The following is a 22,599-nucleotide window of genomic DNA, read 5'->3' on the forward strand; positions in this document are numbered from 1 at the left end:
TGCCGTCCTTCGGTTGAGATTACCAGGCCCCGCGAGCGTGCCGGCAACGCAACAGATATCGAAGCCTACCGCCCGGCCGTAACTCTGTGCAGGTCAGCGCGTTGTGCGCCATGTTCGCCCTCGGCGAAAGGGGGGCCGCGCGCGGGGTCCGAGACTGTCAGTCTTAAATCGGTATTTCGACAGGCGCGCCAAATGGTTGACCTGTATCTGCAACGTCTAGTATCAGTAACCGAAAGCTTCACCGGAAGAGGACGGACGCGCCGGTGCGAGCTGAACCGCAGCCCACGTTGAGTAGTACATGGAGGAGACGTCTGTGACGTACACGATCGCCGAACCCTGTGTCGACATCAAGGACAAGGCCTGTATCGAGGAGTGCCCGGTCGACTGCATTTACGAAGGCGCCCGGATGCTCTACATCCACCCCGACGAGTGTGTGGACTGCGGCGCATGCGAGCCGGTCTGCCCCGTCGAAGCGATCTACTACGAAGACGACGTGCCGGACCAGTGGAGCCAGTACACGCAGATCAACGCCGACTTCTTCGCCGAGCTGGGATCGCCCGGCGGCGCGGCCAAGGTCGGCATGACCGAGAACGACCCGCGGGTGGTCAAGGATCTGCCGCCGCAGGGCGAAGGCGACTGAGCGGCCCGGTGCCACACCAGCTCAAGAAGCGCCGGCCGGCCGTGTCGGCGTCCCTGCCGGAATTCCCCTGGGACACGCTGGCCGACGCGAAAGCGCGGGCCGGCGCCCACCCCGACGGGATCGTCGACCTCTCCGTCGGCACGCCGGTCGACCCGGTGGCCCCGGTAATCTCCGACGCGCTGGCCGCGGCCGGTTCGGCGTCTGGCTATCCGGCGACCGCGGGCACCGCCCGGCTGCGCGAGGCGGCGGTCGCCGCCCTGGCCCGCCGCTTCGGCGTCACCGGGCTGGCCGAGGCGGACGTGCTCCCGGTGATCGGCAGCAAGGAGCTCATCGCGTGGCTGCCGACATTGTTGGGTCTGGGCTCCGCGGACACGATCGTGGTGCCCGAGCTGGCCTACCCGACCTATGACGTCGGGGCGCGGCTGGCCGGGGCGCGGGTCCTGCGGGCGGATTCGCTGACCCAGCTGGGCCCGCAATCGCCGACGCTGTACTACCTGAACTCCCCGAGCAATCCGACCGGGCGGGTGCTGGGCGTCGACCACCTGCGCAAAGTGGTCGGTTGGGCCCGCGACCGGGGCTGTCTGGTGGCCTCCGACGAGTGCTACCTCGGACTGGGCTGGGACGCTCAGCCGCTGTCGATCCTGCATCCCTCGGTCTGCGACGGCGACCACACCGGGCTGCTCGCGATCCATTCCCTGTCGAAGAGCTCGTCGCTGGCCGGGTATCGGGCCGGCTTCGTCGCCGGCGATTCCGATCTCATCGCCGAGCTGCTCGCCGTGCGCAAGCACGCCGGGATGATGGTGCCGACGCCGGTGCAGGCGGCCATGGTGGCCGCCCTGGATGACGACGCCCACGAGCTGCAACAGCGGCAGCGCTACGAGCGGCGCCGGGCCGCCCTGTTGCCGGCCCTGCGTGCGGCCGGCTTCACCGTCGACTATTCCGAAGCCGGCCTTTACCTCTGGGTCACCCGCGGCGAGCCCTGCCACGACAGCGTCGCCTGGCTGGCGCAGCGCGGCGTCCTGGTGGCCCCCGGCGATTTCTACGGCCCGCGCGGCGCACAGCACGTGCGCGTTGCGCTGACGGCCACCGATGAGCGGATCGACGCGGCGGTACGCCGGCTCGCCTAACTGCGCCCGGTGACGCTGTGCGCCGCCCCCGACGCGGTCCGAACGTGCACAATGCTTCGGAGGCGTTTCACGTTCTTGAACCTCGGGTAAGGACGGTGCTTGTGACCAGTTCGACCGGCAAGCTGCGCATCCCGCTCTCGGTCGGGGACGTCGCCAGGCGCGTGTTCCTCGGTAAGCCGCTGATCACCGAGGACATCGCGGCCGAGAAGTTGTCCAATGGCGTTGCGCTCGGGGCGCTTTCACCTGATGCGGTGTCATCGGTCGCCTACGGTCCCGAGCAGATCCTGATCGAACTGTTGCCGCACGCCGGGTTGGCGGCGTTCCTGCTGTTGCTTCCCATCACCGGCGTCATCCTGTTCATCCTGGTGTTGGTGGCCGCGTCGTACCGGCAGGTGGTGATGGCCTACACCCGGGCCGGCGGCTCCTACATCGTCGCGCGCGACAACTTCGGCCCCCGCGTCGCGCAGATCGCCGCCGCGGCGCTGCTGATCGACTACGTGGTGACCGTCGCGGTGCAATCGGCGGCGGGGACGGTCGCGGTGGTGTCGGCGATCCCCGCATTGGGTCCCTACAGCTTGGCGATCACGGTCGGCGTGGTGCTCATCATCTGCTACGCGAACCTGCGGGGATTGCGGGAAGCGGGAATGCCGTTCGCGGTGGCGACCTACTCCTTCATCGCCATGGTCGGCCTGACCATCCTGGTCGGCGTCGTCCGCGCAATCGGCGGGGGTTTGCCGGTCTACGACCCGGCGCACACGGCCGGCACCGTGCCGGTTCATCAGGGCAACGGATTGGTGCTGGGCGCAACGATTCTGGTGTTGTTGCGTGCTTTCGCCAACGGAGGCTCGTCGCTGACCGGTGTCGAGGCCATCTCCAACACGGTCGACTACTTCCGAAAGCCCCAGGGCCGCAACGCCCGCCGGGTGCTCACCGCGATGGCCTGCATTCTGGGCTTCCTGCTCGCCGGTGTCGCCTACCTGGCCCACGCCACCCATGCCACGCCGTATCTGACCGAATATCCGTCGGTGTTGTCGCAGATCGGTCGCGCCGTCTACGGCAACGGCACGCTCGGTGACGTGTTCTACGTCCTGGTCCAGGCCTCGACGGCGGCCATCCTGTTCACCGGCGCGAACACCAGCTTCAACGGCTTCCCGGCCTTGGCCAGCTTCGTCGCCGAGGACCGCTTCCTGCCGCGGCAGCTGACGAAACGCGGTCACCGCCTGGTGTTCTCGAACGGGATCATCACGCTGACGGCGCTGTCGGTGGCCCTGCTGGTGGTGACCGGCGGCTCGGTCAACGCGCTGGTTCCCTTCTACGCGATCGGCGTGTTCACCGGATTCTCGATGGCCGGCTACGGCATGACCAAACACCACCTGACGCATCGTGAACCGGGCTGGCGGCGCCGGCTGGCGATCAACCTGTCCGCGGCGATCCTTTCGACGATCGTGGTGGGCATCTTCGCGGTGGCGAAGTTCACCGAGGGCGCCTGGTTGGTGGTGGTCGTGTTCCCGCTGTTGGTGTTCGTGCTGACGCGGCTGAACCGCGAATACCGCGCCGAGGCAGCCATTCTCGAGATGTTCCGCACCGATCGCCCCGAATTGGTGAAGTACGCGCGGCACAAGGTGCTGGTGTTCGTCGACTCGGTCGACCTGGCGGTGATCGAAGCCTTGCGTTACGGCCGCGGCCTGCGGGCCGACGAGCTGGTCGCCGTGCACTTCATGGTCGACCCGGCCCACGCCGCGCAACTGCGAAATCGTTGGGACCACTTCGGTCTCGACACCCCGCTGCGGATCGTGGACTGTCCCGACCGGCGGATCAGCAGGTCTGCGCAGCTGCTGGTCGCCAAGGCGCGCGACGAGCATCCGAACACCAACGTGACGGTCCTCCTGCCGCGCCGGACGTTCGCGCGGCTGTTGGGGCGGCTGTTGCACGACCGGACCGCGGACAAGGTCGCCCGGGCCGTCAGCCTCATCCCGGACGCCGCGGCGACGATCGTTCCCTATGACGTGGAATCGCGGATCAGGGAGGCCTACCCGGACTCATTCGAACAGCGCATCGGGCAGGAGATCGACAAGATCCAGGCCTGGGTCTCCCAGGACGAGGACCAGTCGGTGGAGGCCTACGAACACCCCGAACGGCCGTCGTCGGTGATCATGGTGGCCGGCCTGATCTCCGGGCAACGCGCGACCGTCGAAGGACGCGTCAGCGAGGTCGAAGACGTCGCCGAACGCGGACGAACCCGACGACAGATCGTCGTGGGGGACAGCAGCGGCGAGCTCACCGTGACGTTCCGTCCCGGCCGCGGGGGTGCGGACATCCAGCCCGGTCAGCTCTTGCGAATCAGCGGCAAAGCCCGCCAGGTCGGCCATCGTTCCCTGTCGATGGTCGATCCGGCATATCAGGTCATCGAGGATCCGGCGAAGGACGCCGAGTCCGGGGCGACGGAACAAGCCGACCAGTCTTAGGGCCTCCCGCCGACTCATGTGACGCGCGCGCGGTGTGAAACACCGTGAAAGGCAGGGCATTTCGACATCCCGGCCCCGGCGCACCCGCCAGACGTGGTGCGTCTGTGGTGCGCGGACGAAATTGTTTAATCCCGCTAACTGACGTGGGTCCGGTAGGTAAACTGACGCCTGCACAATTACGCCCGACCACGTGCGAAGAGACGGTGCGCGCCGCCGCTCACGGGCGGTCGGCGAGAACAGGGGACTGCACATTGCGCGCCGCGAACGCCACACCCGTGGCCGTCATCGGAATGGCCTGCCGACTTCCCGGCGGGATCGATTCCCCGCAGCGCCTCTGGGAGGCGTTGCTGCGCGGTGACGATTTCGTGGGCGAGATTCCCGCCGACCGGTGGGACGCGGACCTGTACTACGACCCCGAGCCGGGCGTGCCCGGCCGCTCGGTGACCCGGTGGGGGGCGTTCCTCGACGACGTCGGGGGCTTCGACTGCGATTTCTTCGGGATGACCGAGCGTGAGGCCACCGCGGTCGACCCGCAACACCGCCTGCTGCTGGAAACGTCGTGGGATGCCGTCGAGCACGCCGGCCTCGCCCCCGCGTCCCTGGCCCAAACGCTGACCGGCGTGTTCGTCGGCCTGACGCACGGCGACTACGAACTCCTGTCCGCCGACTGCGGCGCCGCCGAAGGGCCGTACGGATTCACCGGCACCAGCAACAGCTTCGCGTCCGGACGGATCGCCTACACGCTGGGGTTGCACGGCCCGGCGGTCACGGTGGACACGGCGTGCTCGTCCGGGCTGATGGCCGTCCACCAAGCGTGCGGCAGTGTCGGCAGCGGCGAGAGCGACCTCGCCCTGGCCGGTGGCGTGGTGGTGACCCTGGAACCGCGGAAATCCGTTTCCGGTTCGCTGCAAGGCATGTTGTCCCCGACGGGGCGCTGCCATGCCTTCGATGTGCGGGCCGACGGCTTCGTGTCCGGCGAGGGCTGTGTCATGCTGCTGCTCAAGCCGCTCGACGCCGCGCAGCGCGACGGCGACCGTATCCTGGCGGTGCTGCGCGGCACGGCTGCCAACCAAGACGGCCGCACCGTGAACATCGCGGCGCCCTCCGAAACGGCTCAGATCGCCGTCTACCGAACGGCGTTGGGTGTGGCGGGCGTCGAGGCGACCACGATCGGCTACGTCGAGGCGCACGGCACCGGCACCCCGGTCGGCGATCCGATCGAATTCTCCAGCCTCGCGACCGTGTACGGGACCGAGGGGCCCTGTGTGCTGGGGTCGGTGAAGACCAACTTCGGCCACCTGCAGTCGACGTCCGGGCCGCTGGGATTGATGAAGGCGATTCTCGCGCTGCAGCACGGCGTGGTGCCGCAGAATCTGCACTTCACCCGCCTGCCCGATGAGATGGCCGGGATAAAGACGGAACTCTTTGTGCCGCAATCCAATACACCGTGGCCCGCCAACGCCCATCACCCGCGCCGCGCCGCGGTGTCGTCGTATGGGATGTCCGGCACCAACGTGCACGCCATCGTGGAGCAGGCACCGGCAGAAGCCCCGGCGCGGGCACCTGACGGGCCTGCTGCACCCGGGATCGCCGGGCCAGCGCTGTTTCCCCTGTCGTCCACGTCGGCTGAGCAGCTGCGCGCCACGGCCGCCCGGCTCGCGACTTGGGTCGACGGGCGCCGCGGTGCTGTCCCCGACGGCGACAGCGGCGCCCCCCTGTGGGACCTGGGCTACACGCTGTCGCGCCGCCGCGCGCATCGGCCGGTGCGGACGGTGGTCTCCGCGAACAGTTTTGACGAGTTGAGCGCGCGACTGCGCGCGGTCGCCGAGAGCGACATTCCGTATGAGCCGGCCGTGGGACAAGACGACCGCGGGCCGGTGTGGGTGTTCTCCGGGCAGGGTTCGCAATGGCCGCAGATGGGCGTCGAACTGTTGGCCACCGAACCGGTGTTCGCCGCGACGATCGCCGAGATCGAGCCGTTGATCGCCCGCGAATCGGGGTTTTCGGTCATCGAGGCCATGACGGCACCGGAGCCGGTGACCGGCATCGACAAGATCCAGCCGACGATCTTCGCGATGCAGGTCGCGCTCGCCGAGGCGATGAGGTCCTACGGGGTGCGCCCCGGCGCCGTCATCGGCCATTCGCTCGGCGAATCCGCGGCGGCCGTGGTCGCCGGCGGGTTGTCGCTCGACGACGGCGTCAAGGTCATCTGCCGCCGCTCGCGGATGATGGCGCGGGTCGCCGGGAGCGGCGCCATGGCATCGGTGGAACTGCCGGGCCAACAGGTGCTTTCGGAACTGTCCATCCGCGGAATCTCCGACGTCGTGCTCTCCGTGGTCGCTTCGCCCACCTCGACGGTCGTCGGCGGTGATGCCCAGGCAATCCGCGACCTCGTCGCGGCCTGGCAGGAACAGGATGTGATGGCACGCGAGGTGGCGGTGGACGTCGCCTCACATTCGCCGCAGGTGGAGCCGATCCTCGACGCGTTGGCCGGGGTCCTCGCTGACCTGCAACCGACGGCGCCCGAGGTTCCGTACTACTCCGCCACCTTGTGGGACCCCCGCGAACGGCCGTCTTTCGGCGCCGACTACTGGGCCGAAAACCTGCGGTACACCGTGCGATTCGCGGCGGCCGTGCAGGCCGCCCTTAAAGACGGGTTCCGCGTCTTCGGTGAGCTGTCGCCGCATCCGCTGCTCACCCACGCCGTCGAGCAGAACGCCGCCAGCCTGGACATGCCCATCGCCGCACTCGCGGCCATGCGCCGACGCGAGCCCGGGGTACCACCCGCTCGCGGGGGAGAGCTGCCAATCGGCTTGCGCGGCTTCGTCGCCGACGTGCACAGCGCCGGCGCGCTGGTGGACTTCGCCGTCCAATACCCCAGTGGGCGTTTGGTGGACGCGCCGCTGCCGACGTGGACCCATCGCCGGTTGATGCTCAGTCGCGAGACGGTGGAGCGGCCACACGGAGCCTCGCTTCAGGCCGTGCACCCGCTGCTCGGGGCGCACGTGCATCTGCGCGAGGAGCCCGAGCGCCACGTCTGGCAAGGGGAGGTCGGCACCGACGCCCACCCGTGGCTCGCCGACCACCAAATCCACGGAGTCGCAGCCTTTCCCGGCGCCGCCTACTGCGAAATGGCGCTGGCGGCCGCCGCCGCCCTCGGTGAACGCGCCGAGGTCCGCGACGTCACGTTCGAGCAGACGCTGTTACTGGGCGGGCACACGCAGGTTTCGTCGACGGCCACGGTCATCGCGCCCGGGGTGCTCGACTTCACGGTGGACACGCACGAGGAAGGCGAACGCCTCCGCCGGGCGGGCGCGATCCTGCACGTTCCCGGCGACGACGCGGGACCCGAGCCGCACCCACCGCCCGCCTACGACCTGGAAACCCTGATCGCCGACCACCCGTCGCGCATGGAGGGCGCCGAGCTGCGAAAGGCCTTCGACGCCGTGGGTATTCAATACGGCCCGGCGTTTTCGGGTCTGTCCGCGGTGCGGGTCGGCGACGCGGACACCGCGACGGCGCTCGCGGAAGTGGCGCTGCCGGGGGCGATCCGATCGCAGCAGTCGGCCTACTCCACGCACCCGGCTCTGCTCGACGCCTGCTTCCAGTCGGTGATCGTCGCGCCCGAGGTGCAGAAGGCCGGCGACGGAGGACTGCTGTTGCCGGTGGGGGTGCGCAGGCTGCGCAACTACCACTCGACGCGCAACGCGCAATACTGCCTCACCCGGGTCACGTCCTCGGGCCCCGGCGAGTGCGAGGCCGACGTCGACGTGCTGGACCAATCCGGAACGGTGTTGCTGACCGTCGAGGGGCTACGGCTGGCCGGTGGAACGTCCGAACGCGAACACGCCCACCGGCTGCTCAACGAGCGGTTGTTGACCATCGAATGGGAGCCCCGCGAACTTCCCGAGCCGGCGCAGAGCGGGCAGGGATCCTGGCTTGTGCTCAGCGCCTCCGACGGCCACGACCGGTTGGCGGTGCAACTCGACGCTGCCCTGAATTCCGATGGGGCGCAATGCACGACGGTGTCCCTGCCCGTCGGATCGGTGGACACCGCGCGGTTGCGTTCGCTGCTGTCCGGTGGTGGCCAGGCCGGCGCCAACGGCCACGGGTCCCTCAGGGGGCTGGCCGGTGTCGTCGTGGTGACCGCGGCCGCCGATGACCGCCCGGACGACCCGCAGGGCCGGCGCGGGCGGGACTGCGTGTCGCACCTCGCGGCCATCGCCCGTGAGCTCTCGGAGCTTCCCGGGGAATCGCCGCGGTTGTTCGTGGTGACCCGTGACGCCGCGAGCGTGACCGCCGGCGACGTGCCGAACCTGGCGCAGGGCGGCCTGCGCGGGCTGATGCGGGTGATCGACGCGGAGCATCCGCATCTGAGCGCCACCCTTATCGACGTCGATGACGCTACCGACCCGGAAAAAATTGCGCTGCAACTGAAGAGCGGCTCGGAAGAAGACGAGACCGCCTGGCGCGACGGCCACTGGTACACCGCGCGGCTGCGGCCCGGTCCGCTGCGTCCGGCCGAGCGGCGGACCACCGTCGTCGACCACGGGCGTGACGGCATGCGACTGCAGATCCGGACCCCCGGTGACCTGGAATCGCTGGAGTTCATTGCGTTCGACCGGGTTCCGCCCGGGCCCGGCGAGATCGAGGTGGCGGTCACCTCGTCCACCATCAACTTCGCCGACGTGCTCGTCGCGTTCGGGCGCTATCCGACGTTCGAGGGTTATCAACAGCGTTTGGGCGGCGACTTCGCCGGCGTGGTGACCGCCGTCGGGCCCGGTGTCACCGAGCACAAGGTCGGCGACCACGTCGGCGGGGTGTCGCGGAACGGATGCTGGGGCACGTTCGTCATCGCCGATGCGCGGCACGCGGTCACCGTGCCTCCCGAAGTGCCGTTGCACGACGCCGCCGCCGTGCCGACCGCGTCGGCGACCGCGTGGTACGGCCTGCACGACTTGGCCCGCATCGCCCCGACGGACAAGGTGCTGATTCACTCTGGCACCGGCGGCGTCGGGCAGGCGGCCATCGCGATCGCCCGGGCCGTGGGTTGTGAGATCTTCGCGACCGCCGGCAGCCCGCAACGCCGGGAACTGTTGCGCGACATGGGCATCGAACACGTCTACGATTCGCGCAGCACGGAATTCGCCGACCAGATTCGCCGTGACACCGACGGCTACGGTGTCGACGTGGTGCTCAACTCGCTGCCCGGCGCCGCGCAGCGCGCGGGCATCGAACTGCTGGCCGTGGGCGGGCGCTTCATCGAGCTGGGCAAGCGCGACATCTACGGCGACAGCCGTCTCGGGCTCTTTCCGTTCCGCCGCAACCTCTCGCTGTTCGCCGTCGACCTGGCGCTGCTGACCGTCAGCCACCCGCACACCGTCCGGCGCTTGCTCACCACCGTGTACGGACGCACCGCGGCGGGCGAATTGTCGATGCCGCGCAGCACGCACTATCCGATCCACGACGCGGCCGCCGCGGTGCGCCTGGTCGCCGCCGCCGGGCACACCGGCAAGGTGGTGCTCGACGTGCCGCGCGCGGGCAGCAGCGTGGCGGCGGTGCCCCCGGAAAAGATCCGGCCGTTCCGCGCCGACGGCGCCTACATCATCACCGGCGGGATCGGCGGCCTGGGCCTGTTCCTGGCCGGCGAGATGGCTTCGCGTGGTGGCGGAGCGGGTTGTGGGCGCATCGTGCTCAACTCCCGCTCGCAACCCAACGAGCAAGCGCGCCAAGTGATCGAACGCCTTCGCGCCGCGGGGGCCGACATCGCCGTGGAGTGCGGTGACATCGCCGAACCGCGGACGGCCGAGCGGCTGGTCGCGTGCGCGACGGCCACCGGGCTACCGGTGCGCGGCGTGCTGCACGCAGCGGCCGTCGTCGAGGACGCCACGCTGGCGAACGTCACCGATGAGCTCATCGACCGGTGCTGGGCCCCAAAGGTGCACGGCGCGTGGAACCTTCACCACGCCACCATGGGTGAGCCACTGGATTGGTTCTGCTCCTTTTCGTCGGCCGCCGCGCTGGTGGGTTCGCCGGGGCAGGGCGCCTACGCCGCGGCCAACAGCTGGCTGGACGCGTTCGCTTATTGGCGTCGCGCACAGGGCCTGCCGAGCACCGCGATCGCGTGGGGGCCATGGTCAGAGGTCGGCCGCGCCACGGCCCTGGCCGAAGGCGCCGGCATGGCGATCACACCGGCCGAGGGTTTCCGCGCATTCGAGACGCTGCTGCGCTACGACCGCCCCTACTCCGGCTACGCCCCGATCGTGGGCACGCCGTGGTTGACGTCCTTCGCGCAACGCAGCCGCTTCGCCGAAGCGTTCGGATCGATGGGGCAGGGCAAACCGGAGACGGGCAGGTTCCTCGCCGAGCTGCAGGCCCTGCCGCGCGAGGAATGGCCGTCGGCGATCCGGCGGCTGGTATCCGGTCAAATCAGCCTATTGCTGCGGCGCACAATCGATCCGGATCGCCCGCTATCCGACTACGGCCTGGACTCGCTGGGGAACCTGGAACTGCGGACCCGCATCGAAACCGAAACGGGCGTGCGCATCAGCCCCACCAAGATCACCACCGTCCGCGACTTGGCGGACCACTTATGCGACGAGCTGACGGGTGTGGAAGCGGCGCCGTCAGCACCCTGACCCACCGGCGTCGCTACCCGCCGTATGCCGGGCGCGGCATCTTGAAGATGCGACGTCCGTTGCGCAACACCGGGACACCGGCGGCGTGGCCCGCGGTGCGCGCCGCGGGCATGGGCCCCGGGACGCTGGAAGGGTCCGCCGCGGACGCCGGAGCTGCCCGGAATGCGTTGTGCAGCAGCGGATTCGACACCGCAGCGGCAGCGGACGCGGGATTCGCGGCCGTCCAGGCCTGCGGGACGGACAGCTCGCCCACCAGTGCCGCCCGGCCCAGACCGCCCAACACGGGACCGCGAACGGCCGCGACCGCCGGCGCCGCAGGTGCCGGGATGTCCGGCACGATGGGCACGCCGCCCTCCGCGGCCTTCGCGGCCTGGATATCGGACAGGTCGAGCCCGTACCCCAATTGCCCCCACCCCAGCAATGTGCGGGCGCCCGCCAGAAACGTCTGTCCCGGTGTGGTGATGAGCGTGTTGAAGTCGCCGACCGAACCGATAAGGGACAGACCGGATCCGGACGCCGGCGCCTCGCCAAGGGCGGCCGGGGCAGCGTTCGTGAACACACCCGCGGCCAGCGCCCCCCGGGCCTGACCCGCGGCGGCACTCGCGGCTTCGTTGACCGCGGCGGCCTGGGCCGATTGGCCGTGCGCATTGGTGGTGCGGGGCGGCTCGGTGAACGGCGTGAAAGCGGTGGCGGCCGACGACGACGCGGCGTAGCCGTACATGGCGGTGGCATCCTGCGCCCACATCTCGGCGTACGCGGTCTCGGTGGCCGCGATCGCCGGCGCGTTCTGTCCGAAGAAGTTGGTCGCGATCAGGGTGAGGAGCGCAACTCGGTTGGCGCCGACCACGTGTGGCGGCACCGTCGCGGCGAACGCCGCCTCGTAGGCCGCCGCCGCGGCGCGAGCCTGCGCGGCGGCCTGCCCGGCCGCAGCCGCCGTGGTGAACGCCCACGCCACATACGGTTCGACCGCGGCCGCCATGGCCGCTGACGCTTCGCCCGACCACGCGCGCCCGCGCAGCTCCGAAAGCGTGGCGGAGTAACCCGCGGCGTGGGACTCCAGTTGCGCCGCCAACGCGTCCCACGCCGAGGCGGCAGCCGACAGCGGGGCCGAACCCGGCCCGGCATACATTCTGGCCGAATTGATCTCGGGCGGCAGCGCCCCGAAACCAAGCATCGGCGATCCTTTCTGAACAAGCGCACACGCGGCCGCTGCAGGTCCATGCCTGCACTGAAGGGTGGAACTGGTGGCTATCCGCCCGCGGAAGGACGCGGCATCTTGAATTGGCGTGGCGCCACGCGCAAGACGTTGTTGACCGAGGGCCGCGACAGGAGCGCCGACGAGGCGCCCGCGCCCGCCGCCGGCGCGCCGCCCCACATGTTGGTCGCCGGGCCTTCATGCCATGACGGCCCACCGTCGAGCTCGGCGTCCGACAGCCAGTGCGACTCGGCGACGGTGGCGATCGTCGGGTTCGTCGCCGCCCAGCTTTGCGGGACCGACAATCGGCCTACCGCGCTCGCGCTGCCCGTGCTCGCCAGGGTCGGGCCGGCGACACCCACGGTGCCGGTCGAGAGACTCGCCGTCGCGGCGGGGGCGACGGCCGCCTTGGCGGCTTCGCCCGCCGCCTGCAGGTTGGCGCGGAAGGCCCCGGTGCCGAAGGTGCCCGCCGACGTGACGGTGCGGCTCATGGCGTCGCCGAGGTTCACCGGCGCCGTCAGCGTGTTGAAATCATCGACGGCGTCGAGCGCGGAGCCTGTCGAAGGGCCGCCACCAGTAGAGCCAGGCGGTGGTGTTTCGGAGAGGTTGTGCAACTTCTGGGGCACGCTCGACATCGTCCGGGACAGTGCGGCGTGGGACTGCGACGCGGCCGAGTTATTCGTGGCTTGGGCGACCGCGGAGGCTTGCGCGGGCTGCCCGTCGGCGTCGGTGGTCCGCGGAGGCTCGTGGAACTGCGTCAGCGATGTCGCGCCCGACGACGACGCGGCGTAGCCGTACATGGCGGCGGCATCCTGGGCCCACATCTGTTCGTAGGCGCCTTCGGTCACCCCGATCATCGCCGTGTTCTGTCCCAGAATGTTGCTCGCGACCAGTTGCGCCAGGAGGGTGCGGTTGGCCGTGACCAACGCGGGCGGCACCGTCGCTCCGAAGGCGGTCTCGTAGGCGGCCGCCGCGGCCCGAGCCTGGCTTGCGGCCTCCTCCGCTTGTGCCCCCGCCGTCGCCAGCCATGCCACGTACGGCGCGGCCGCGGTGGCCATCGCGGCCGAGGCGCTGCCGGTCCAGCTTTCGCCTTCCAGCTGGGCGATCACCGCGGAGTACCCGCGCGACGCGGTCTCGAGCCCGTTGGCCAGTACGTCCCAGGCGGCCGCCGCGGCAACCATCGGCGCCGAGCCGGGGCCGGCATACATTCTGGTCGAGTTGATTTCTGGCGGCAGGGCCCCGAAATCGAGCATCCGTACTTCCTCTTCGTCAGTCGGCTCCGGGAACGCACCGCCACGAGGCGGCAGGGCCGGCTGGCGGTGACCCCGGGACCGTTGGATCGGTACGCGCTCGCTGTCGCGGGCGACGACGGCCTCGTGCGTTGCGGCCCGGGCGCGTCGACGAGCAGGCAATGGCGAGCGAGTCAAGGGACTTAATCATCGGAATGTTAAATGAAATTAACTTGGTGTTTACGGCCGCCCCCGCGCCGCCTCGCCTGCTGCAAATTTGCCCGCGAAGTTATGGCATGTTCGCCGGGATCGCCGAGGATCGATCCTCACGCGCGGTTATGGTGAGCCCGGTCGTCATCGCGTCTTGCCGCACGGGCGCCCGCGGCGGCGCGAGGCAAATTTTTCTCTGCTTGAGTTAAACCCGACGGCCCGGCGTCGGCGGCCATGATCGGTTGGCGCACAAACGATCGACAGTCCGACGTCACCAGCGGAGCGTGGTATCGATGCGTGCACACCAACGCCGGCGTCCCCCGGCCGCCGGGATGGCAAACACAAGCCATCCGTCGCGCCCCGGCAAAGACCGGGATGGCCTACTTCGCTGAGCCTCTCGCGCTCGTTTGCTGACGAGGCTGCTGCGGGGAACATGGCTGGTCAACCCCGCGACCGGAAAACTCCCGTAAGTTGACCATCTTTACTTGTAGGCTGGTTCTAATCCGGTTTGCTTGATAAGCAAGATGGTGAAGGTGCGCGGCCGTCGGCGCCGTAGCTGCGTATCGCAAGGGTCGCCGCCGAGCCGGCGCGATGGCCGGCCGCTACCGACTTCGTTGGAACAGGACCTGGACATGTCGAACAACATCACCTGGCACGAACACAAGATCAGCCGCGGCGAGCGCGAGGAACTCAATGGCCACCAGGGCTGCGTCATCTGGTTCACCGGCCTGAGCGGCAGCGGCAAGAGCACGGTCGCCAACATCGTCGAGCAAAAGCTCTACGAGCGGGGCATCCGGAGCTACCTCCTGGACGGCGACAACGTCCGCTACGGGCTCAACGCCGGGCCGGAGCTGCTCGAGGAGCGCCACGGGCCCGAGTTCGCCCAACGGTTCGGGCTGGGATTTTCGGCCCAGGACCGGGAGGAGAACATTCGCCGCATCGGCGCGGTCGCGAAGCTGTTCTGCGAGGCCGGCGTCATCGCTTTGACGGCCTTCATCAGCCCTTACGTGCGTGATCGCGACGCGATCCGGGCCACGCTGGGCGACGGCGACTTTCAGGAGATCTTCATCGACACCCCGATCGAGATCTGCGAACAGCGCGATCCCAAAGGCCTCTACAAGAAAGCCCGGGCGGGGGAAATCAAGGGATTCACCGGGATCGACGACCCCTACGAGGCGCCGGTGCGGCCGGAGTTGCGCCTCGAGGGCGGAACGAAGGACGCGGACACGCTGGCCGACGAGGTGATCGCCCACCTGGAGAGGACCGGCGTCATCCGGGCCCCGGATCGAGATCACGAGGGCGGGGACAGGAGCGAGGTCACGGCATGAGCTACACGGGTCACAACGGGAAGCCGATCGTGGAGCGGGTGTCCACGGACGATGCGGCGGGCCGGATCGAGGGGCTGCCGCATGTGCCGATCTCGAAGGCCACCGCGCACGAGGTGATCAGCCTTTCCTACGGTTTCTTCACCCCGCTGACCGGATTCATGGGCCGCCACGAGGTCGACGGGACCCTGGACAACTTCGCGCTGCCGGACGGGACGCTGTGGAGCATCCCGATCGTCTTCGACATGTCCGCCGAGGACATTGCGAAGCTCGACATCAAGGAAGGCGCCAGCGTCGTTCTCGACTATCTCGGCGCCCCCATGGCCATCTTCGACGTCGCCGAGATCTACGAATACGACCTCGAGCGCATGGCCGAAAAGACCTACGGCACAACCGATCCCCGACACCCTGGCGTCAAGAAGACAATGGGTTACGCGAACCGGTTCATCGGCGGGGATGTCACGCTGATCAACGAACCCGTATTCAACGAGCCCTTCAAAAGTTTCTGGCTCACCCCGAAGCAGCACAAGGACGCGCTGGCCGAGCGGCACTGGCAGCGCGTCGTCGCCCACCAGACCAGGAACGTGCCGCACACCGGCCACGAGGCGTTGATGAAACAAGCGTGGCTGGCCGCGAACGAGGACCAGCCCGTCGACAACCTGAACACCGGCGTGTTGGTGAATGCCATCATCGGCCAGAAGCGCGTGGGCGATTACATCGACGAGGCAATACTGTTGGCGCAGAACGTGCTACGCACCAGCGGGTATTTCCGTGAGAACGTGCACATGGTGTCCTTCACCCTCTGGGACATGCGGTATGCGGGGCCGCGCGAGGCGATCTTCCACGCGATCCTGCGGACGAACCTGGGCTGCACGCATCACATGTTCGGGCGCGACCACGCGGGCGTGGGCGACTTCTACCACCCGTACGACTCCCAGAACATCCTCAAGCAATACCGGAGCCAGCTGGGCATCAAGCCGGTGTTCCTGCGGGAAAACTGGTATTGCCCGGTGTGTTTGGAGGTCACCAACTCTGCTCTGTGCGGCCATGATGCACAAGCGCAGAGTTTCAGCGGCAGCCTGATACGAAGCATCCTCACCGACGAAGTCAAGCCGACGCAGAAGGTGATGCGGCATGAGGTGTTCGAGGTCGTGATGGAGTGCGCCGCCGAGCATGGTCAGGGTTCGCCGTTCGTCACCGAGGAGTATTTGCGGGACCGACGGCCCGTCTTCACGCTCAACCAATTGGAGGGTTCGTGAGCAGCGACGAGACAAAGATCAAGGTCAACGTCTGGATCAACGAGGAGCGGCTGGAAGCGTTGGCGAACGCCGGGATGGCCGACCTGGCAAATGAGGCTTTCGCAGGAATGAAGCTGCTGGAGATCTACACCACCGAAGAGCAGAAAAATATTGTCCTGCAACGCTATCCGGGGTCCAAGTATGATTCCGCCACCACCCGGTCCATCGAGCTGCTGCCCAAGCATGCCAAGGACAGGCTGTTAGAGCTGTCTATCGCCATGCATTCCACCGGGCCCGACGTGATGGGCCGTTTTCTCGAGGAGACGAAGCCCTGAGTTGCCTCCGGCCGTTCTCACAGTTCGGCTAAGCCCACCACCAGCAGGACAAGCCCGACCGCGGCAAGCAGTGCGGCAACCTCGATGCGACGCCGCGACCGTATCCAATCCTGGAGCGCGGTCATCGCCGCGCGCGTTGCCGTTGGCGCCAACAGGTAAGCGACGACTGGGATCTCGACAAGTGAGAACGCGATGACGTTGAACATCAGCAGCGCTCCCAATTGCGTCATGACCGGCGCGCCGGACGCCAGGATGACCGCCAGGGCGGCCAGATAATCCACCGACGGCAGCGCAATCCCGAGGCCCGCGGCGGCGGCGACCCACAGGGAACGTCCGTCCAGCAGTCGTCGGGCCCGAGTCCTCAGCCAGGCGGGGCCGGCGCCGTCGCCGTCGGGAGGAACGTGGCGCGTTCCGCGCCGCCGGTCCGCCACGATCTTGGCCGCCAGGCCCGCGGCGGCCACCAGCGCGAGTGCGCCGATGAGGATTTGCACCCGGGGCAAGGTGAAGTACGTCGAGCGCAGCAGAACGCGCCGGAAGAGGAACAAGGCGGTCGCACCCACCGTCAACCCCATCGCGAATCCGCCGGTTAAAAACGCGAGCAGTTGCATCAGCGGCCTGGGGCGATTCAGCATCAGCACCGTCATGCCGATCCGGAACGGTTCCAGGCTCACGGCAATGGCCATCACACCGATGGTGAACAACATCGCAGATATGGGACCGTTCAGGCGTCTAACCGGGCGAACTGTTGCCGTCGGTACTGCTCGACGCAGGCGGCCCGCCGGATCTTGCCGCTCGTCGTGGTGGGAATCGATCCCGGTGGCACCAGTACCAGGTCGGCGACGTTGAGCCCGTGCGAGTTCGAAATCGCGGCGGTGACATCGTTCTTGACGGCGTCGAGGGTGTGTAGCGCGTCCTGGCCGGAGCCACCGCGGTGTTTCAGTTCGATGATGGTCACCAATTTCTCGGTCTCGTCCACCGGAACCGAGATCGCCGCGACGCGGCCCCCGGTGATCGCCTGCACCGTCGACTCGATGTCCTCGGGATAGTGGTTGCGCCCGTAGACAATCAGCAAATCCTTCATCCTGCCCACGATGAACATCTCGCCGTCACAGACGAAGCCGAGGTCACCGGTGCGCAGCCACGGCCCCTCGGGGGTACCCGGCGCCGGATCGGCCAGGACCGCGCAGAAGGTGCGCCGCGTTTCCTCCGGCTTTTGCCAGTAGCCGTCGGCCACGTTGTCGCCGTTGACCCAGATTTCACCGACGGTCCCGTCCGGGCACTGTGTGCTGGTGTCGGGGTCGACGATTCGTACCGTCGGCGATTGCGGCGTCCCGTAGCTCAGCAACGGCGAGCCGGTCCCCGGTGAGCACGGCTGGGCGTTGCCCTCCGACAGCCGCTCCGGCTCGAAGTGAACGACTTTCGGGGCGCCGGTCTGCGCGCGGCTGGCCACGTAGACGGTCGCCTCCGCCAGGCCGTAGGAGGGTTGCATCATGTCTTCGCGAAAGTTATACGGGGCGAACTGCTTACAGAACCGGTCGAGCGTGGCGGGATGGATTCGTTCGGCGCCGCTCACGATGCTGATGATGTTGCCGAGGTCGAGTCCGGTCATGTCCGCATCCGTCGTCTTGCGCGCGGCCAGCTCGAAGGCGAAGTTCGGCGCGGCCGAAAACACCGGATCGGCTTGGGCCATCGCTTGGATCCACCGCGCGGGCCGCTGCAGGAAGGCAACCGGGCTCGTCAGATCACCGGGGTAGCCGCCCAGGATGGGGGCGATGACGCCTTGCATCAGGCCCATGTCGTGGTAGAAGGGCAGCCACGACACGCACACGCTGTCGCGCGGGGCCACGCCAGCGAAGTCCGGGAAGTAGGCAGCCATCAGCTGCTGGAAATTCACGTGGAGGTTCCGGTGCGAGACCATGACTCCGGCCGGAAGGCGAGTCGAGCCCGACGTGTACTGCAGGTACGCGACGCTCGGGGCGCCCCCGATTGGGATGCTCGGCGGATTCGGATCGTCGAGGCCCGGGGAATCGACCTCGATGATGGCCGGGGTTGCTCCGTCCGGTTGGTGCGCGTAATCGCCAATGGCCGCGGCCGCCGCGGAGGTGGTGAGAACGACGGTCGGGCCGGTGTCGGCCAGCACGGCACTGACCCGCTCATCGCGCGTACCGGGCTGCGGAACCAACAGCGGAACCGCGATCAGCCCGGCCTGCATCGCGCCGAGGAACGCCACGATGTAGGAGAGGCCTTGGGGGGCAAGGATCACGGCCCGGTCCCCGCTGCTGCCGTGCCGCTTGACCTCGTGCGCGAGGTTCAGGGTCCGCCGATACAGCTGTGCCCACGTCAGCGATTCGGTGACGCCCGCCCAATCCTGCTCGTAGTCGGTATAGCGAAAGGCCACATCGTCGGGCTGCAGGCCGGCGCGTTCCCGCAGCAGGGAGACGACCGACGAATGTTGCATGCGGGCTAGGTTACCGCTTCGGCTTTTTCGCGCACGACGGTCGTGCGAGGCCCGGGGCCCGAGAAACCGTCTCGGGCCAAATGACCTATGCCGCTTAGGGTTTCGATCCCGTCGGGTCGGCATCCCAGGTTCCCGGCACCATCGGCGTGCGGGGGCCGTCGTCGAACTCGTCGACGACGAGCGCGCTCAATCCCGCCGGTGCGGTGGCGGCCTTCGTGGGGATGGTTCCGGCGAACCCCATCGCGGGGGCGGGCCGGTCCGAGGCCGTCGTCGCGGGCTCGAGGTCCATGTATTCGTACCCGCGGCCGAGTTGGGTGGCCCTGACCCGCTGCCGGCGCTTCTTCGTCTCCTCTTCTTCCGGCAGTGCCACCGCCTCGGCCTCGGCGGCGCGCGCCGCTGCCGCCCTCCGCGCGCGGGCGCTGGTGCTCGCGGCCCTGCGCGCATCCGCGGCCAGGCCACCGACCATGTAGCCCAGACTTTGCATCGCGGCCGCCGGCGGTCCCGCCGGCGTCGGTGGTGGGGCCCCGGGCGCGGGCGGCGCGGGTGCCGTGGCGGGTGCGGAGGCGGGCGTCGGCGCGGGAGCCGGCGCCGGGGCCGGTGTGGGAGGCAGGGTGGGCGCCAGTGCGACGGGGACGAGGGCCGGGGCCGGGATGAGCGGCACGATCGGGATGGCGTGCAGTCCGGCCAGGCCCGTCAGGCCCGCCAAGCCCCCGACCAGCGTGGGGACGACCAGCGGAACCACGGCGACGGTCAGCAGCGGCACGATGAGCGGGATCAGCACGATCATCTGCTCGAGCAACGTCTTGATCAGCGCGATGGTGTCGGTGATGACCGTGCCGATCACTTCGATGGTGGTGAACAGGATGGTCCACGCGATCGTCGCGGGGTTTCCCGAGGCGAACGCCGCCGCGAGATCCGCCGCGACGAAGCTGAACATTTGCCCGAGATAGGCGAAGTACGAACCGAAGTCCATCGGATAGCCCAGGGCGAACGCGATGTTGAACGGGTTCAGGAAGCTCAACGGGTTGCCGAGTGACGGCAGCCAGGGGTCGAAACCGGAGAACATGGACTGGAAGAACGGGTTGTTCATCAGCTGGTCGATCAACGGCTGGATGTACCGGTTGTAGAAGTCGACGAACCCGGTCTTCTCCAGCCAGTCCATCCACTGGTTCTGCGTGTCGGGGGGATACGACGACGACTGCTCGGCCGTGGCGGCCAGCGCAGTGGCCTTCATGACCTCGGGAGCCGGCTCGGCCGGCGGCGCGGTGGCCACCGCGGCGGTCGCCACGCCCTCGTAGGTGCTCATCACGGTGGCCGCCTGAACCCACATCCGCGCGTAGTCGGCTTCGTTCACCGCGATCGGAATGGTGTTGATGCCAAAGAAATTCGTCGCCGTCAATACGGCGTGGGTGGCGTGATTGGCGGCCAGCTCCGGCATCGTCGGCATGGCCGCCAGCGCCACGGTGTAGGCGGTGGCGGCCATGTCCTGCTGGGCGGCCATGGTCGCGCTATGCGCGCTGGCCTGCGCCAGCCACGCCAGGTAGGGCGCGTGCGCGGCCACGTACGCCGCGGCCGTCGGGCCGTCCCAGCTGCCGGCCTGCGCGGCGCCCAGCAGCGCGGCCAGCTCGTCGGCCGACTCCGCGTATTCCACGCTCAACGAGCTCCAGGTCGCCGCGGCGGCCAGCAGCGGGCCCGGACCCGGACCGCTGCTGAGCAGCGTTGAATGCACCTCCGGCGGGGAGGCCATCCAGATCGGGGCGGTCATCGCTGGCCGCCGGTGGTCGTGTGGGCGCGGCAGCACGGCGCCGCAGTGGCGGCGTCGACGGCCACCCATGCCGGAGGAAACATGGACGCTGACAGCTCTCTCGGGGTACACCCGCCCCGGGTCGCAGTACGCGATGACGTGAGTGTCCTGGCTCTCGGATCGCCGCTCGCCTCGCCTTCCAGCTTTTCAGCCGTGGCCGTTGAGGTTCGCTCCCCGATGACAGTGGCGGGACCGCGCCGGATTCGCACCGGCTTCCTGCGTCGTCATCACCTTACGGGGTGACATTGTTGCATCCGCTGGGAGCAAATGTCGCCAAATCGTCCGGAGACGGTCGGCGAGGACTTGCGGATACCCGCGCTAGCGGCGTTCCAGGATCCGTAGCCCCAGCGAGAACAGCAGCCGGACCTCGGGATCGGCCAGCGAGGTCGACAGCAGCTTCTCGATCCGCCGCACGCGGTAGCGAACGGTATTCGGATGGACCTGCAACGCGTGCGCGGCCGCGGCGATGTCGCCGAAGGAGTCCAGGTAGGTCCGCAGCGTTTCCGCCAGCACCGGATCGTCTTCGCCCAGCTGCACGATCCGCGGATCGATCAGGCGCTCGTCGCTGCCGACCAGGGTCACGATTTCGTCGACCAGGACGGCGGTGCGCGCTTCGGCCAGCGACGTCACCTGTCCGAACGAAATGGGGTGGCGCCCAGCGCTGTCCAGCACCCGATCCACCTCGATGCGCGCGGCGGTGGCCTCGGCCAGGCCGGCGACCGGCGCCGCGATGGCCGCCCGCAGCTGCACCCCGAGCTCGGCGCGCATTGCGCCGATGGTGCCGCGCACCCAGGAGGTGACCGACCGGTTCTGGGTCTGGGTCTGGGTCTGGGGAAGCAGCACGTACGTTCGCGAACCGTTCGAGGCCACCTGGGCGTCACGCCGGAAAGCGCTGGCGCTCAACGCGATGATGTCGGCCAGCCGAGCATGACCGGCCGAACTGTCGGCGGCGTCCCATCCGATCAGGGCCGCGGTGGTGTCGGTGGCCAGGCCGAGTTCGCGGGCGATGGCCGTCGCGTCGGCGGATTCGTCCGCCAGGCCCAGCAATTGCTGGACCCGCCGGGCATGGGTGGACGGGCGGGCCGCCAGCCGCCACATGATGCGGGCGGCCAGCACGGCGGCGCCCCGCAACATCTCCTCGGCGTCGTCGGCCAGCGGCTGCGAGCCCTGCTGCACCCAGATGGTTCCGGCGAACACCGGCGGTCGCCGGGCGTCGGTCGCGGGCTGGTGGATCCCGATGGCCAGCCGCGGGCGCAGGCCTAGCTCGGGCCGCTCGTCGACGCGCACCACCTCGGTGCCCGATCGCAGCGCATCGAAGATGCCCCATTTGCCGATCCACTCCAGATGCTCGGGCGGGCCGGCCCTGCCCAGGATGGAAAGGCGGCGCAACTCGTCAGCTTCGTCGTTGGAGGCCGAGTAGGCCAAGACATGGGATTGCGCGTCCTCGATGCTGACCATGCCGTGGATGCGCTCGGCGAGCGACTGCGCCAGCCCGAACAAGTCGGTGCCCGAGTCGTCCAGCGCGTCGGCGCGGTCGCCGTGGTGCTCGAGGACGTGGTTGACCAATTGGTAGAGGCGTTCCCACCGGGCGCGCGGATCGACGGCCACCACCGCCGAGCCCGCCGCGACGGCCGTGTTCACCAGCGCGGGCGAGGGCTGTTTGACGAAGATGGCCACCGGCACGCGCTCGCGCGCCTGCCTGCCCATCCATCGCATCGCCTCGTCGTCGGCGACCCCCAACAGGAAGAAGACGTCCGCGGCACCCGCCGCGGCCGCGAGACCCAGGCGCACGTCGTCGGAGTCGATCAGCGCGGCCGAACCCACCGGGAGGTCCAGCCCCCGGGGGGCGTCGGCGAGGCTGACGAGGGTCGCGTCCAGCGCAAGCAACAGCCGACCCAGCCCCACACCGGCCATGTTGTGCGATTTTACTATGGA

The 22,599-nt window shown here is 68.8% G+C and carries 13 protein-coding genes and 1 riboswitch; of the genes, 7 read left to right on the forward strand and 6 right to left on the reverse strand.

Translation table 11 applies throughout. The features are described 5' to 3' along the window. Positions 1–313: 313 nt before the first annotated feature. The 4 genes from fdxA to pks2 all read left to right on the forward strand — a co-directional run bounded on the left by fdxA (position 314) and on the right by pks2 (position 10,870). A complete protein-coding gene (gene fdxA, locus AC0KS4_RS03980; protein WP_238958142.1) occupies positions 314–640 on the forward strand; it encodes a ferredoxin in 327 nt (108 codons plus the stop codon). Positions 641–681: 41 nt separating this feature from the next. Further along, positions 682–1,767, forward strand: a complete 1,086-nt coding sequence (gene dapC / locus AC0KS4_RS03985) for a succinyldiaminopimelate transaminase (protein ID WP_225329961.1) — start codon at positions 682–684, stop codon at positions 1,765–1,767. A 101-nt stretch (positions 1,768–1,868) separates the two neighbouring features. Then, on the forward strand, positions 1,869–4,232 hold the full coding sequence (locus AC0KS4_RS03990) for an APC family permease (protein WP_225329956.1): 2,364 nt from the start codon (positions 1,869–1,871) through the stop codon (positions 4,230–4,232). Between the two features lie 251 nt (positions 4,233–4,483). Beyond that, positions 4,484–10,870: a sulfolipid-1 biosynthesis phthioceranic/hydroxyphthioceranic acid synthase gene (pks2, locus tag AC0KS4_RS03995; protein WP_275254822.1), complete on the forward strand. Its 6,387-nt coding sequence runs from the start codon at positions 4,484–4,486 to the stop codon at positions 10,868–10,870. Positions 10,871–10,883: 13 nt separating this feature from the next. Here the strand turns inward: pks2 and AC0KS4_RS04000 are convergent, their stop codons facing one another. Together AC0KS4_RS04000 and AC0KS4_RS04005 are read right to left on the reverse strand one after the other, a co-directional pair. Further along, the gene (locus tag AC0KS4_RS04000; protein WP_238958141.1) at positions 10,884–12,044 is read right to left on the reverse strand and encodes a PPE family protein; all 1,161 of its coding nucleotides are present in this window, start codon (positions 12,042–12,044) and stop codon (positions 10,884–10,886) included. Between the two features lie 74 nt (positions 12,045–12,118). Beyond that, complete coding sequence (locus AC0KS4_RS04005) at positions 12,119–13,318, reverse strand: PPE family protein (protein WP_238958140.1); 1,200 nt, start codon at positions 13,316–13,318, stop codon at positions 12,119–12,121. A gap of 818 nt (positions 13,319–14,136) precedes the next feature. Between AC0KS4_RS04005 and cysC the strand changes: the two genes are divergently transcribed. From cysC to AC0KS4_RS04020, 3 genes are read left to right on the forward strand one after another with little or no spacing between them, the layout of a single operon-like run. Next, positions 14,137–14,832, forward strand: coding sequence for an adenylyl-sulfate kinase (gene cysC, locus AC0KS4_RS04010; protein WP_238958139.1), 696 nt, complete (start codon positions 14,137–14,139; stop codon positions 14,830–14,832). Then, on the forward strand, positions 14,829–16,088 hold the full coding sequence (gene sat, locus AC0KS4_RS04015; RefSeq protein WP_225329951.1) for a sulfate adenylyltransferase: 1,260 nt from the start codon (positions 14,829–14,831) through the stop codon (positions 16,086–16,088). The genes cysC and sat overlap by 4 nt, the downstream gene beginning before the upstream one ends. Then, positions 16,085–16,402, forward strand: a complete 318-nt coding sequence (locus tag AC0KS4_RS04020) for a DUF6955 family protein (RefSeq protein ID WP_225329950.1) — start codon at positions 16,085–16,087, stop codon at positions 16,400–16,402. The genes sat and AC0KS4_RS04020 overlap by 4 nt, the downstream gene beginning before the upstream one ends. 17 nt (positions 16,403–16,419) lie before the next feature. Here AC0KS4_RS04020 and AC0KS4_RS04025 read toward each other — a convergent pair whose 3' ends face one another. From AC0KS4_RS04025 to AC0KS4_RS04040, 4 genes are all read right to left on the reverse strand, one after another. Beyond that, complete coding sequence (locus AC0KS4_RS04025) at positions 16,420–17,106, reverse strand: GAP family protein (protein ID WP_225329949.1); 687 nt, start codon at positions 17,104–17,106, stop codon at positions 16,420–16,422. A gap of 17 nt (positions 17,107–17,123) precedes the next feature. Continuing rightward, on the reverse strand, positions 17,124–18,860 hold the full coding sequence (fadD21, locus tag AC0KS4_RS04030; protein ID WP_225329948.1) for a fatty-acid--AMP ligase FAAL21/FadD21: 1,737 nt from the start codon (positions 18,858–18,860) through the stop codon (positions 17,124–17,126). A gap of 94 nt (positions 18,861–18,954) precedes the next feature. Beyond that, entirely contained in the window at positions 18,955–20,625 is a 1,671-nt protein-coding gene (locus AC0KS4_RS04035; RefSeq protein ID WP_225341159.1) for a PPE family protein, read from the reverse strand. Between the two features lie 120 nt (positions 20,626–20,745). Beyond that, a riboswitch (cobalamin riboswitch) is annotated at positions 20,746–20,927 on the reverse strand. A 55-nt stretch (positions 20,928–20,982) separates the two neighbouring features. Further along, a complete protein-coding gene (locus tag AC0KS4_RS04040; protein ID WP_238958138.1) occupies positions 20,983–22,578 on the reverse strand; it encodes a PucR family transcriptional regulator in 1,596 nt (531 codons plus the stop codon). Between the last annotated feature and the right edge of the window lie 21 nt (positions 22,579–22,599).

The sequence above is a fragment of the Mycobacterium sp. NTMscope_MAC_12 genome (genome assembly GCF_976985675.1).